This is a genomic window from Variovorax sp. ISS6 (assembly GCF_056523145.1).
The window spans coordinates 721,028-733,054 of sequence record NZ_JAWRZC010000001.1; the positions used below are offsets into that span (position 1 = coordinate 721,028).

The following is a 12,027-nucleotide window of genomic DNA, read 5'->3' on the forward strand; positions in this document are numbered from 1 at the left end:
AAGCTTCCGCCGGGCCTGCTGGCGGCCACGCCATGACCACCACCTCCCCCGACGACTTCGCCACCCTGCCGCTCGCGCCGCAGGTGCTGGCCAACCTCGCGCAGCTCGGCTACGCGCGCATGACGCCGATCCAGGCCGCGAGCCTGCCGGTCGCGCTGCTCGGCAAGGACCTGATCGCCCAGGCCAAGACCGGCAGCGGCAAGACCGCCGCCTTCGCGCTGGCGCTGCTGGCCAACCTCAATCCGCGCCGCTTCGCGGTGCAGGCGATGGTGCTGTGCCCGACGCGCGAGCTGGCCGACCAGGTCACGACCGAGATTCGCCGGCTGGCGCGCGCGGAAGAGAACATCAAGGTGGTCACGCTGTGCGGCGGCGTCGCGCTGCGCGGGCAGACCGCGAGCCTGGAGCACGGTGCCCACGTGGTGGTGGGCACGCCGGGGCGGATCATGGACCACCTCGAGCGCGAGAACCTCGCGCTCGACGCGCTCAACACGCTGGTGCTCGACGAGGCCGACCGCATGCTCGACATGGGCTTCTTCGACGACATCGTGACCGTGGCGCGCCAGTGCCCGAAGGAGCGCCAGACGCTGCTGTTCTCGGCCACCTATCCCGAAGGCATCGCCAAGCTCGCGCAGCAGTTCATGAAGGACCCGCAACAGATCGCGGTGCAGGCCCAGCACACGGGCAGCGCGATCCGCCAGCGCTGGTACCAGATCAAGGACGGCGAACGGCTGCACACCGTGAGCCGGCTGCTCGACCACTTCCGCCCGGCCAGCACGCTGGCCTTCTGCAACACCAAGCAACAGTGCCGCGACCTGGTCGACGTGCTGCAGGCGCAGGGCTTCAGCGCGCTCGCGCTGTTCGGCGAACTCGAGCAGCGCGAACGCGACCAGGTGCTGGTGCAGTTCGCCAACCGCAGCTGCTCGGTGCTGGTGGCCACCGACGTGGCGGCGCGCGGCCTGGACATCGCGCAGCTCGAGGCGGTGATCAACGTCGACGTGACGCCCGATGCCGAGGTGCACGTGCACCGCATCGGCCGCACCGGCCGCGTCGGCCAGCAGGGCGGCGCCGAGGGCCTGGCGCTGAACCTCGCGAGCATGGACGAAATGGGCTTCGTCGGAAAGATCGAGCAACTGCAGGGCCGCGAATCCGAATGGCACCCGCTCGCCGAGCTCACGCCCGGAAAGGGCGCGCCGCTCGCGCCGCCGATGGCCACGCTGCAGATCGTGGGCGGGCGCAAGGAGAAGATCCGCGCCGGCGACGTGCTGGGCGCGCTGACCGGCGACTGCGGCTATGCGAAGGAGCAGGTCGGCAAGATCAACGTCAACGAATACTCGACCTACGTCGCGGTCGAGCGCGGCATCGCCGCCGAGGCGGCGCGCCGGCTCAACGACGGCCGCATCAAGGGCAAGAGCGTCAAGGTCCGGCTGCTGGATCTCTGAGGTCGCCCGCGAGCGCGGCGGCGCCGCCGGCCGCCGAGGTCGGCGCGACCGGGGCGTCGAGCACCGGCACCACGTCTTCGGGCGGCGCCGGCGCGACATCCTCGCGCAGCGCCAGCCGGTTCGCGAGCCGGAACGCCACCGTCACCGCGAGCACGCCGAAGATCGAGGCGCCCACCGCCTGCCCGATCAGCACGCCGGCCGCGCCGTACTGCGCGCCCCACCAGATGAAGGGCACCGTGCCCACCGTCGCGCGGCCCCAGTTGAAGGCCGTCGACAGCAGCGGATGGCCGAGGTTGTTGAACGAGGCATTGGCCACGAACAGCCCGCCCGCGAAGAAGAAGCTGGCCGCCAGCCAGCTGCAGAACAGCGCGATCAGCTCGGCCGAGACGCCGTCGGCCGAGAAGGCGCGGATCAGCAGGTCCTGCCCCAGCGCCAGCACCGCCCAGGCCACCGCCACCGACACGCCCATGACCAGCAGGCTGTCGCGCAGCCCCTGGCGCACGCGCCGGTACTGCCCGGCGCCGAGGTTCTGCGCCAGGATCGGCCCGACCGCGCCGCTCAGCGCATAGACCAGCCCGAAGGCCACCGGGCTCACGCGGTCGATGGTGGCGGCGCCGGCCACGGCCGCGGGCCCGAACTGCGCGATGCTGTGGGTGACGAAGGCGGCGCTCACCGGCGTCGCGAGATTGGTCAGCACCGCCGGCCCGGCCACCGCGGCCATCGCGCGGGCATCGGCGCCCAGCTGCTTCGGCTCGAAACGGCCCAGCATGCGGTGCCGCACCGCCACGCCGTGCAACCCGACCGCGGCCAGCGCCAGCCGCGAGAACACGGCGCTCACGGCGGCGCCGTCGAGCCCCATGCCGAAGCCGAAGATCAGGATCGGGTCGAGCACCGCGGTGACGAAGGCGCCGACCAGCGTGACCATCATCGCGCGCCGCGCATCGCCGACCGCGCGCAGCAGCGCCGAGCAGGCCATGCCGATCCCGAGCAGCGGCAGCGTGTGCACCGTGATCGCGAGGTAGCGCTGCGCGAAGCGCGCGGTCTCGCCCTCGGCGCCCAGCGCATGCACGGCCGGGCCGAGGAAGAAGGCGGTGCCGCTGCCGGCCACCAGCGAGATCGCCGCCATCAGCACCAGGCTCGCGGTGGCGATGCGGCGCGCGTCGTGCGCGCGGCCCGCGCCCACGGTGCGCGAGACCACGGCCGCGATGCCGATCATCAGCCCGATGCACAGCGAGGTGTGGAAGAAGCCGACCACGCCCGCGAAACCCACGGCCGCGGCGATGGCCTTCTCGCCGAGCAGCGAGATGTAGAACAGGTTGATCAGGTCGACCGCGAACACCGCGATCAGGCCGATGGCGCCGGTGCCCGCCATCACGCAGACATGCCGCAGCAGCGAGCCCGTGACGAACCTCGGCCGGGCCATGTCTCCCCCCATTGCGCTTTCTGGCATGCAAAATCCTCGCTGTGGCCTAATTACGCCTTCGAACTTCACTTTTACCCGAGCTTTCCATGCCCAAGAAAATCCGTACCGAAGCCGACCGTCTCGCCAGCCCGAAGCCCGTGCCCCTGCCCGGCTTCACCCTGCCGCGCAACGGTGGCGGCCAGAAGGTCAGCCTCGAGCGCGGCACCGCGACGCGCAGCAAGAAGAACCCCGGCAAGCGCGCCAAGAAGGGCGGCTGATCCGGCCTTCGCCGCCACGGCCCGCCGGGCCGGTGGCGCGAAACCCCGACAAACGCGCCCGCGGGCGCGTTTCGTCGTTGAGGTGCCCCTGCCAGGGGCTATAACCCTTCGATGTCCGACGACAACCAGATCCTGATCCCGCCCTCGTTCTTCGCCGTCTACACCGACGCGCGGCAGCGGCTGCGCGAGCCCATCGGCGTGGTGCGCGCGCGCTACGAGATCTGCGAGGACCTGGCCAGCCACCTGGTGGGCCATGCGCAGATCCAGCACCACACCGAGGTGCCGGTCGAGAACGAGATCCTGGCGCGCATCCGTGCCGGCCTGGCCGCGCCCGAGGCGGGCCTGCAGCCCGGCGAGGCCGACTGGGTGGTGCAGCGGCTGGCCGAGCTGCTGGGCTGGCCCGGGCCCGAACCGGTGCCGTCCGGGGACTGAACCCGGCGCCGCCGCCATGCTGCTCCAGGTCGGCGAACTCGCGCGGCGCACCGGGCTCACGGTGCGCACGCTCCATCACTACGACGCCATCGGCCTGCTCGCGCCCTCGGCGCGCTCGGAGGCCGGCTACCGGCTCTACGGCGCCGACGACATCGCGCGGCTGCACGCGATCCAGGCGCTGCGGCTGCTCGGGCTGCCGCTGGCAGAGATCGGCGGCCTGCTGGGCGCGGGCGGCGAATCGCTGCCCGCGATCGTCGAACGCCAGATCGCCGCGCTCGACCGGCAGATCGCGCAGGCCACCACGCTGCGCGAGCGGCTCGCGCTGCTCGAACAGCGGCTGGCCGAGGGCGGCCGGCCCGACACCGGCGACTGGCTCGCGACGCTCGAGCAGATGAGCACCTACGGCCGCTACTTCAGCCCGGAGGAGATCCGCGCGCTGATGGCGAACTGGAAGGCGGTGGCCGACCAGTGGCCGCCGCTGATCGCCGAAGTGAGCGAGCGCATGGCGCGCGGCGTGCCGGCCGATGCGCTCGAGCTGCAGCCGCTGGCCGCGCGCTGGATGACGCTGATGGGCCAGTGGATGGACGGCAACTACGACCTGATCGAGCGCTGGGGCGAGATGTACCGCAGCGAGCCGGTGGCGCGGCGCGACGACGGCCCCTCGGCCGCGCTGATCGGCTACATCGAAGAGGCCATCGGCCTGCGCATGGCCGCGCTGCTGCGCCACCTCGACGCCGAGGACTTCGCGCGCCTGGGCACGCCGCCCGACGCGGCCTGGCGCCGGCTCTCGGGCGAACTCGAGGCCCTGCAGGCCCGGGGCGCGACGCCCGGCGACCCGGCCGTGCAGGCGATCGCGCGCGAGTGGGCCGCGCTGTTCGATGCCTTCTGCGACCACGACCCGGGCATCGCGGCCCGGCTGATGCAGGCCATGGCCACCGAGCCCGTGCTGCAGGCCGCGGCGGTGACCGCGCCGCCGGTGCGCGAGCTGCTGCTGCGCGCCATGGCGACGCTGCGCGCGGCCTGAAAAACCCCTTCGCGCCCGCTTGACCCTGACGTTGCGTGAGGCCCAACAGTGGCCGCATGAACAACGCCAACACCCCTCCTTCCGCCCCGCAACGCCTGCACGCGCTCGACAACCTGCGCGCCCTCATGATGTGGCTGGGCATCGTGCTGCACGTGGCCCTCAACCACCTCACCGTCGCCTCGCCGCTGCCCTGGCGCGACCCGCAGACCTCGCGCGTCGCCGACCTGCTGCTGCTGTTCATCCACGGCTTCCGCATGCCGGTGTTCTTCGTGCTCGCGGGCTTCTTCGTCGCGCTGCTGATCGAGCGGCGCGGCGCCGACGACATGCTGCGCAACCGCGCGCTGCGGCTCGCCCTGCCCTTCGCGCTGTTCTGGCCGCCGCTGTTCGCGCTGACCACGCTGCTCGCGATGGTCTACATCCACCTCACGGTGCGCGGCGTGCCGGGGCTCGATGCGGCGCTGGCGCCGCCGCGCCCGCCGGGCGGCTCGCCGTTCAACACGCTGCACCTGTGGTTCATCTACCAGCTGTTCTGGCTCTGCGTGCTGGCCTGGGCCGGCGCGAAGCTGGGCCGCTTCGTGCCGGCGCGGCTGCGCGCGGGCTTTTCGCGCGGCTTCGAACTGCTGGCGCGCAAGCCCTGGGGCGTCCTGGTGCTGGCGCTGCCGCTGGCGGTGGCCGGGTCCTTCCATCCCACGGGCCTGGCGCCGCAGAGCGGCTCCTTCCTGCCGCCCTGGGGCGAATGGGTGCACAGCGGCCTGTTCTTCGTGTTCGGCCTGTGCCTGCACGGGCGGCAGGAACTGCTCGCCCGCTTCGCCGCGCGCTGCCAGCTCCTGGCGCTCGCGGGCCTGGGCTTCTTCGGCGCGACGCTCGCGCTGCTGGGCGCCGCGCGCGGCACGACGCCCCTGCCGCATGCCGCCTTCTGGATCGCCTACGCCTACGGCACCGCCGGCTGGCTCTGGAGCCTGGCGCTGATCGGCGCCTTCGTGCGCTGGCTGCCGCGGCGCAACGGCGTGCTCGACTACCTCTCGCGCAGCTCGTACTGGGTCTACCTGGTCCACATGCTCGGCACCGTCGGCTTCGGCGTGCTGCTGTTCCATGCGCCGCTGGGCGCGCTCGCGAAGATGGGCCTCAACATCGCGGCCACCTCGCTCGTCGCGCTCGCGAGCTACGAGCTGCTGGCGCGCCGCACGCCCATCGGGCGGCTGCTCAACGGTCAGCGCGAGGCGAAGCGCTCGAGCAGGAAGTCGACGAAGGCGCGCGTCTTCGCGGCCAGGTGACGCGAGGGATAGACGGCATAGACCGGCGTGCGGTCGGCCTCCCAGTCATCCAGCACCGCCTCGAGCCGGCCCGCGGCCAGTTCGTGCGCGACGTAGATGCGCGGGATCAGGCTCAGGCCGAAGCCCGCGAGCAGCGCGTCGCGCACCGCGAGGCTGGAGCTGACCTTGTAGCGCCCGTCGACCGGCACCGCCACGCTGCGGCCGGCGCGCCGGAAGGTCCACTTGTGGGCATGGCCCGAGAGCGTGAACTGCACGCAGTCGAAGGCCTTCAGGTCCTCGGGCCGCGCGGGCCGGCCACGGGCGGCGAAATAGGCCGGCGCGCCGCACAGCACGTGGGTCATGGTCGTGAGCTCGCGCGCCACCAGGCTCGAGTCCTCGAGCCGGTCGCTGCCGCGGATCGCGAGGTCGTATCCGCCGCCGATCAGGTCGGTGCGCGCGTCCTGCAGGTCGAGCTCGAGCCGCAGGTTCGGGTGGCGCTCCATGAAGGCCGGGATGCCGGGCGAGATGCAGGTCAGCGCGAAGGTCAGCGGCGCGCTGACCCGCAGCACGCCCGACGGGCTGCTGCCCATCGGCGCGAGCGCGGCGTCGGCCTCGCTCAGGTCGTCGAGGATGCGCGAGAGCCGCTGGTGGTAGGCCGCGCCGGCCTCGGTGAGGCTCATGCTGCGCGTGGTGCGGTTGATGAGCCGCACCTTCAGGTGCGCCTCGAGCTCGGCGATGTTCTTGCTGACCGCGGCGGCCGACAGCCCGAGCTGGCGCGCCGCGCCCGCGAAACTGCCGCTGGTGGCGGCGGTGCGGAAGACCTGGAGGGCGGTGAGATGGTCCATGATCCACAACCATTGGTAATGAATCAATTCATTATTCAGACATTCACAACCAACGGTCAATTGAAATAGATTCAAGCCTCCATGACCGATACCACCGACCGCAGCGCCCGCCCTCCCGCCCGGGGCGCCGACATCCTGCTGACCCCCGCCGCGCCCGCGATCTGGGGCAGCACCTACATCGTCACCACCGAGCTGCTGCCCGCGAACTACCCGCTCACGGTCGCGATGCTGCGCGCCCTGCCCGCCGGCCTGCTGCTGCTGGCCATCGTGCGGCAGTTGCCCGAACGCGCCTGGTGGGGCCGCATCCTGGTGCTGGGCGCGCTCAATTTCTCGCTGCTGTGGGCGATGTTGTTCATCGCGGCCTACCGGCTGCCGGGCGGGGTGGCGGCCACGATCACCTCGCTGCAGCCGCTGATGGTGGTGTTCCTCGCGAGCGCGCTGCTCGGCACGCGGGTGCGCGCGCTGTCGGTGGTGGCGGCCGCCGTGGGCTTCGGCGGCGTGGCGCTGCTGGTGCTCACGCCGCAGGCCAGGCTCGATGCGGTGGGCATCGCGGCGGCGCTCGCGGGCGCGGTGTCGATGGCCTTCGGCACCGTGCTGGCGCGGCGCTGGCAGCCGCCGGTCTCGGCGCTGACCTTCACCGCCTGGCAGCTCACCGCGGGCGGCCTGCTGCTGCTGCCGGTGGCGCTGTGGCTCGAACCGGCGCTGCCGCCGCTCACGGCCACCAACTGGCTGGGCTTCGGCTGGCTGGGCCTGGTGGGCGCCGCGCTGACCTACATCCTGTGGTTTCGCGGCGTGGCCCGGCTGGAGCCGGCCGCCATCGCCTCGCTGGCCTTCCTGAGCCCGGTGACGGCCGTGATCCTCGGCTGGGTGCTGCTGGGACAGCGGCTGTCGCCGCTGCAGGTGGCGGGCATCGCCATCGTGATCGCGAGCATCTGGCTGAGCCAGCATGCGCAGCGCGGGGCGCTGCCCACGGCGGCGCGACCTGCGACGCGCTGATGGATCAGGCCGCCGTGGCCTGCTTCAACAGGCTCAGGTAGCCGGGCTGCACCTCCATGCGCGCGGTGGTGCCACCGCGCTGCAACAGCCGGTGCGCCTGCGGCAGGCTCCAGCACGGCAGGCTGGTGAACATGTGGTGCTCGCAGTGGTAGTTGACCCAGTAGGGCGCGATGAAGATGCGCTCGGCCAGGTTGGCATGCGTGGTGCGCGCCTGGCGCAGCGGATCGGCCTCGTTCTGCGCCACCAGCGCATGCTCGGCGATGTTGCGCACCCGGCTCACGAGCGGCAGCCAGGTCGCCATGGGCAGCAGCCACATCAGGACCCAGGCCCACCAGTAGCCGGCCAGCGCGAAGGCCAGCAGCCCGAGGCCGTTGGCGAGAAGGAAGCGCCGGTCCTTCGCGAGCTCGCGGCCGAACGCCTTGAACGCCGATTCACCCGGCGCGCGCTGGCGGATGCCTTCGGCGACATGGCCGAAGCGCTGCTTGTAGAAGGTCTGGCCGCTGAGGTCGCGCACGACCTTGCGCCACATCGAGGCGCGCGAGATCGGGAACGGCGCCGACAGCACGAGGTCGGGGTCCTCGGTCTGCTGCACGAAGCGGTGGTGCTGCAGGTGGTAGGGCCGGTAGTCGCGCAGGGTGGACGAGCACAGCCAGTGGCCGACCCAGTCGTTGACGCGCCGGTTGCGGTGCAGCCCCGCATGGGCCGCGTCGTGCATCAGGATGAACAGGCCGAGCTGGCGCGCGCCGACGATCGGCACCATCAGCGGAAGGGTCCATGGCCAGACGATGCCCACCAACATCGCGAGGCCGATGACGCCCCAGCAGTGCGCGACCAGCCACAACCCCTTCCACGACGAGCGCGCGGTCACCGCCTGCCATTCGTCGGTGCTGAAGAAATCCTCGGGGCGGGCTCGGGGTGCGGCGGCCATCGGGCCAGTATGCGCCGCGGGTTCGGGCGATGCACGCGGACTTCCCCGCAGACGCCTAGCGGTCGATGATCTTGCGCGCGAAGCGCTCGAGGTAGTCCATCAGCCGGTCGGCGCCCGCGATGGCGGCGGCCTCGTCGCCGGTGGCGATGCCCTGCGCCAGTTCGAGGTGGGCATTGGCGCCCTCGACGATCTCGCCCTGGTGCTGGTAGGCGTACCAGAAGCGGCGGCACTGCACGATCAGCGGCGTCACGGCCTTGACGGCCGAGTCGTTGTGGCTGGCCTGGTGGTTCACCAGGTCGAGCGCATGGTCGGCGCGCATGTAGCCGTCGAGGTCGCCGCGCGCGGCCGCCTCCACCATCTGCTCGGCGCAGCGCACGATCTCCTTGCGCTGCGGCGCGGTGGCGCGGCGCGCGGAGCAGGTGGCGATCAGCTGCTCGAGCACGCGGCGCGTCTGCACCACGTCGAGGTGGTCGGCGAGGTCGATGGTCGACACCAGCAGGCCGCGGCGCGCCTGCTGCACGACGAGGCCGATCGACACCATGCGCATCAGCGCCTCGCGCACCGGCGTGCGGCCCAGGCCGGTGCGCTCGGCCAGCTCGGCCTCGACGATCTGGCTGCCGGGCTCGAGCTGCAGCGTGGACAGCAGGGTCTCGATGGCGTCGTAGGCCATGTCGGCGGCGCGGCGCTTCGGGGCGGACGCGGGGGCAGGGGCGGGGATCGGGGCAGCCATGGAGGTTCGGGGACGCGGATCTGCGTAGTGTGGATCAGTCCGGGTCGCGCGCGCCCAGGCCGGCCAGCGTCGCGATGCGCACGGGCGACAGCGGCGGCCGCGGCGCGGGCGGCGTCCAGCCGAACAGGAACTGCGCGGCGTCTCCGCACACGCGCCCCTGGCACGGCCCCATGCCGCAGCGCTGGTGCAGCTTGGCGTCGGTCCAGCCGCCGCAGCCGGCGAGCGCCGCGAGGGGCACGTCCTCGCAGCGGCACACCAGCGTGTCGGGCCGGGCCAGCGCGCGGATCGCGGGGCCGGGCGCGAAGCCGCGGTGCAGGCGCGTGGCGAAGGCGTTCCAGCGCGCGCGTTCGGCGTATTGCAAGCGTGCGGCCTTTTCGTCGCCGACGGCCGCATGGCCCGCGATGGCGCCCTGCGCGAGCGCGCGTTCGCTGCCGCCGAAGCCCGTGCATTCGCCGGCCGCGTAGACGCCGTCCAGGCTGGTGGCCTGCCGCTCGTCGACGGCCAGCGCGAGCGTGCCGCTGTCGCCGAAGGGCGCGAGCGCGCAGCCGAGCATCTGGCCGAGCTGGGTGTTGGGCACGAGGCCGAAACCGCAGGCCAGGCGCTCGCAATCAATCTCCTGCAGGCGGCCGCCCTGATTCAGGCGCACCGATTCGAGCCGTGTCGTGCCCAGTGCCTCGACCACGTGCGAGCCCGTGCGGTAGGCCGCATCGACCAGCGTCAGCGCCTGCGCCGCCTTGCCGGGCCAGCGTGCGAGCCCCAGCGCGAAGCCCGCGACCGCGCCGAAGGCCGCCTGCTCGGCGATGCGCAGCACCTTCGCGCCGGCCTGGCGCGCGGTGGCCGCGGCCGCCAGCAGCAGCGGGCCGGTGCCGGCGACGACGATGCGCTCGCCCACCACCGGCAGGCCGGCCTTGATCAGCGCCTGCAGGCCGCCCGCGCCGGTCACGCCCGGCAGGGTCCAGCCCGGGAAGGGCAGCAGGCGTTCGCGCGCGCCGGTGCACAGCACGAGCCTGCCCCAGCGCAGGCGCCAGGCGCGCTCTGCCTCCTCGAGCAGCAGTTCGCGCGGCGCGCTGGCGGCCACCACGCGCGTGCCGCTGTGCACGCGCACGTTGGCGCGGGCGGCCAGCGCCTCGCGCAACCGGCGCGCGGCCGGCGGCAGGGCGACGCCGGGGCCATCGCGCCAGATCTGGCCGCCGGGCACGGGGTTGTCGTCGATCACGACGATGGACGCGCCGCTGGGCGCGGCCGCCAGCGCGGCGGCCATGCCCGCGGGGCCGGCGCCGACGATCAGCAGGTCGCAGTGTTCGAGGCCGACGGCGTCGGTGCTCATCGCAGGGTCTCCACGCGCATGCCTTCCCCGCAGACGGTCTGGCAGGCGAGGCGGCGGCGGCCGTCGATGGCGACGCGGCATTCCTGGCAGATGCCCATGCCGCAGAGGGGCGCTCGCGGCTGGCCCGTGACGGAGACGCGCGCGACGCCCATGGCCGGGGTCGTGTCGGCGATGCGCAGCGCGGCGGCGACCGAGCTGCCGGCCGCGACGCGCACCTCACGGCCGTCGACCTGCAACAGAACCTGCGGCGCGGCGTTCATGCCACTGCCTCGAGCAGCCGCCCGGGCGCGAAAGGCCGCGCATCGAACGGCGGCGCAGTGCCCGTCATCAGCGCTACCAGCAGCTCGGCGCTGCCCGGCGCGGTGGTCACGCCCAGGCCTTCGTGGCCGAGCGCGAGCCACAGCTTCTCGCGCCATGGATGCGCGCCCAGCAGCGGCAGGCCGTCGGGCGTGGCGGCGCGCAGGCCGGTCCAGCTGCGGATGGCGTTGAGTTCGCCCAGGCCCGGCAGGTAGTCGATCGCGCGCCGCAGCATGCGCGCGAGCATCGCGGGCTCGACCGCGGGATCGGTGGTGTCGAACTGCCGCGAGGAGCCGACCAGCAGCTGCCCCGTGGGCCGCGGCTGCACGTTGAAGGCGACCGAGTCGCCCTCGGCATGGTGCGCACTGGTGACGTAGCCGAGCTCGACCAATTGGTGCCGCACGGTGCCCGGATAGCGGTCGGTGATCAGCAGGTGGCCCTTCTTGGGCCGCAGCGGCAGTTCGGGGCACAGCGCGGCCGCCTCGAGGCCGGCGGCCAGCACGACCTGCGCGGCGCGGCGCCGGCCGCCGTCGGCCAGAAGCAGCGTGCCGTCGTCCTCGATGGCCGCGACCCGGGCCTGCTCGAATTCGATCGCATCGCCCGCATCCGCGAGCAGCCAGCGCGCCGCATTCGGCGCATAGAGGATGCCGTCGCCCGGCACCTCGAGCGCGCCCGCGAGGCCGGCGCGCAATGCCGGTTCGGCCATGGCCAATGCCCTCGCGTCGAGCAAGCGGCTCGCGATGCCCAGCGCGGCGAGCCGCTCGCGCTTGCGTTCGGCCTCGGCCATCTCCGCGTCGTCGGCGGCGATCCAGAGCGTGCCGCAGGCGCTGTGCGCGCAATCGGCCGGCATGCGCGGCGCGAGCGTGCGCCACAGGTCGATCGAGCGGCTGCTGAGTTCGAGCTCGGCGCGGTTGTCGTCCATCGCCACGAGGTGGCCCATGCCGGCGCCGGTGGCACCGCCCCGGCGCGCATCGATCACGCGCACGCGACGGCCCGCGCGCGCGAGCGCATGCGCGCAGGCGGCGCCGACGATGCCGGCGCCGATGACGATCGCGTCCGCCTCGGCCATGCGCGAG

At 73.0% G+C, this 12,027-nt stretch carries 13 protein-coding genes; 6 read left to right on the forward strand and 7 right to left on the reverse strand.

Going from position 1 to position 12,027, the window contains the following annotated elements; genetic code table 11:
- The first annotated feature begins 32 nt into the window (after positions 1-32).
- Positions 33-1,439, forward strand: a complete 1,407-nt coding sequence (gene dbpA, locus AC1HIL_RS03300; protein ID WP_479671139.1) for an ATP-dependent RNA helicase DbpA — start codon at positions 33-35, stop codon at positions 1,437-1,439.
- On the opposite strand, the gene AC1HIL_RS03305 is transcribed toward dbpA, so the two are convergent.
- Positions 1,414-2,862 (reverse strand): MATE family efflux transporter, encoded by a 1,449-nt coding sequence (locus tag AC1HIL_RS03305; RefSeq protein WP_479671140.1) that lies wholly within the window; start codon positions 2,860-2,862, stop codon positions 1,414-1,416. The genes dbpA and AC1HIL_RS03305 overlap by 26 nt on opposite strands.
- A gap of 86 nt (positions 2,863-2,948) precedes the next feature.
- Here AC1HIL_RS03305 and AC1HIL_RS03310 point away from each other — a divergent pair, with 86 nt between their 5' ends.
- From AC1HIL_RS03310 to AC1HIL_RS03325, 4 genes are all read left to right on the forward strand, one after another.
- On the forward strand, positions 2,949-3,119 hold the full coding sequence (locus AC1HIL_RS03310) for a hypothetical protein (protein ID WP_172705803.1): 171 nt from the start codon (positions 2,949-2,951) through the stop codon (positions 3,117-3,119).
- 111 nt (positions 3,120-3,230) lie between these two features.
- Positions 3,231-3,551: a hypothetical protein gene (locus AC1HIL_RS03315; protein WP_413761979.1), complete on the forward strand. Its 321-nt coding sequence runs from the start codon at positions 3,231-3,233 to the stop codon at positions 3,549-3,551.
- 16 nt (positions 3,552-3,567) lie between these two features.
- Positions 3,568-4,575 carry a MerR family transcriptional regulator gene (locus tag AC1HIL_RS03320; RefSeq protein WP_479671141.1) on the forward strand — a complete coding sequence of 336 codons (1,008 nt, stop codon included), beginning with the start codon at positions 3,568-3,570 and terminating at the stop codon, positions 4,573-4,575.
- A 56-nt stretch (positions 4,576-4,631) separates the two neighbouring features.
- Complete coding sequence (locus AC1HIL_RS03325) at positions 4,632-5,849, forward strand: acyltransferase family protein (RefSeq protein WP_479671142.1); 1,218 nt, start codon at positions 4,632-4,634, stop codon at positions 5,847-5,849.
- Here AC1HIL_RS03325 and AC1HIL_RS03330 read toward each other — a convergent pair.
- Positions 5,786-6,673, reverse strand: a complete 888-nt coding sequence (locus AC1HIL_RS03330) for a LysR family transcriptional regulator (protein ID WP_261208871.1) — start codon at positions 6,671-6,673, stop codon at positions 5,786-5,788. The genes AC1HIL_RS03325 and AC1HIL_RS03330 overlap by 64 nt on opposite strands.
- A gap of 81 nt (positions 6,674-6,754) precedes the next feature.
- On the opposite strand from AC1HIL_RS03330, the gene AC1HIL_RS03335 reads away from it, so the two are divergent.
- Positions 6,755-7,669 (forward strand): EamA family transporter, encoded by a 915-nt coding sequence (locus AC1HIL_RS03335; RefSeq protein ID WP_479671143.1) that lies wholly within the window; start codon positions 6,755-6,757, stop codon positions 7,667-7,669.
- A 4-nt stretch (positions 7,670-7,673) separates the two neighbouring features.
- Here the strand turns inward: AC1HIL_RS03335 and AC1HIL_RS03340 are convergent, their stop codons facing one another.
- From AC1HIL_RS03340 to AC1HIL_RS03360, 5 genes are read right to left on the reverse strand one after another with little or no spacing between them, the layout of a single operon-like run.
- Positions 7,674-8,597: a fatty acid desaturase family protein gene (locus tag AC1HIL_RS03340; RefSeq protein ID WP_479671144.1), complete on the reverse strand. Its 924-nt coding sequence runs from the start codon at positions 8,595-8,597 to the stop codon at positions 7,674-7,676.
- Positions 8,598-8,652: 55 nt separating this feature from the next.
- Positions 8,653-9,327 carry a GntR family transcriptional regulator gene (locus tag AC1HIL_RS03345; RefSeq protein ID WP_057598405.1) on the reverse strand — a complete coding sequence of 225 codons (675 nt, stop codon included), beginning with the start codon at positions 9,325-9,327 and terminating at the stop codon, positions 8,653-8,655.
- A 34-nt stretch (positions 9,328-9,361) separates the two neighbouring features.
- Complete coding sequence (locus AC1HIL_RS03350; protein ID WP_479671145.1) at positions 9,362-10,654, reverse strand: FAD-dependent oxidoreductase; 1,293 nt, start codon at positions 10,652-10,654, stop codon at positions 9,362-9,364.
- Positions 10,651-10,914 (reverse strand): 2Fe-2S iron-sulfur cluster-binding protein, encoded by a 264-nt coding sequence (locus tag AC1HIL_RS03355; RefSeq protein ID WP_057593239.1) that lies wholly within the window; start codon positions 10,912-10,914, stop codon positions 10,651-10,653. The genes AC1HIL_RS03350 and AC1HIL_RS03355 overlap by 4 nt, the downstream gene beginning before the upstream one ends.
- The gene (locus AC1HIL_RS03360; RefSeq protein WP_479671146.1) at positions 10,911-12,020 is read right to left on the reverse strand and encodes an NAD(P)/FAD-dependent oxidoreductase; all 1,110 of its coding nucleotides are present in this window, start codon (positions 12,018-12,020) and stop codon (positions 10,911-10,913) included. The genes AC1HIL_RS03355 and AC1HIL_RS03360 overlap by 4 nt, the downstream gene beginning before the upstream one ends.
- Between the last annotated feature and the right edge of the window lie 7 nt (positions 12,021-12,027).

Excerpts from the sequence above, each read along its gene's own strand:
- AC1HIL_RS03345 (WP_057598405.1), bottom strand. The coding sequence starts at position 9,327 with ATGGCTGCCCCGATCCCCGCCCCTGCCCCCGCGTCCGCCCCGAAGCGC.
- AC1HIL_RS03360 (WP_479671146.1), bottom strand. The coding sequence starts at position 12,020 with ATGGCCGAGGCGGACGCGATCGTCATCGGCGCCGGCATCGTCGGCGCC.
- AC1HIL_RS03305 (WP_479671140.1), bottom strand. The coding sequence starts at position 2,862 with ATGGCCCGGCCGAGGTTCGTCACGGGCTCGCTGCTGCGGCATGTCTGC.
- AC1HIL_RS03350 (WP_479671145.1), bottom strand. The coding sequence starts at position 10,654 with ATGAGCACCGACGCCGTCGGCCTCGAACACTGCGACCTGCTGATCGTC.
- AC1HIL_RS03340 (WP_479671144.1), bottom strand. The coding sequence starts at position 8,597 with ATGGCCGCCGCACCCCGAGCCCGCCCCGAGGATTTCTTCAGCACCGAC.
- AC1HIL_RS03325 (WP_479671142.1), top strand. The coding sequence starts at position 4,632 with ATGAACAACGCCAACACCCCTCCTTCCGCCCCGCAACGCCTGCACGCG.
- AC1HIL_RS03355 (WP_057593239.1), bottom strand. The coding sequence starts at position 10,914 with ATGAACGCCGCGCCGCAGGTTCTGTTGCAGGTCGACGGCCGTGAGGTG.
- dbpA (WP_479671139.1), top strand. The coding sequence starts at position 33 with ATGACCACCACCTCCCCCGACGACTTCGCCACCCTGCCGCTCGCGCCG.
- AC1HIL_RS03330 (WP_261208871.1), bottom strand. The coding sequence starts at position 6,673 with ATGGACCATCTCACCGCCCTCCAGGTCTTCCGCACCGCCGCCACCAGC.
- AC1HIL_RS03310 (WP_172705803.1), top strand. The coding sequence starts at position 2,949 with ATGCCCAAGAAAATCCGTACCGAAGCCGACCGTCTCGCCAGCCCGAAG.
- AC1HIL_RS03320 (WP_479671141.1), top strand. The coding sequence starts at position 3,568 with ATGCTGCTCCAGGTCGGCGAACTCGCGCGGCGCACCGGGCTCACGGTG.
- AC1HIL_RS03335 (WP_479671143.1), top strand. The coding sequence starts at position 6,755 with ATGACCGATACCACCGACCGCAGCGCCCGCCCTCCCGCCCGGGGCGCC.
- AC1HIL_RS03315 (WP_413761979.1), top strand. The coding sequence starts at position 3,231 with ATGTCCGACGACAACCAGATCCTGATCCCGCCCTCGTTCTTCGCCGTC.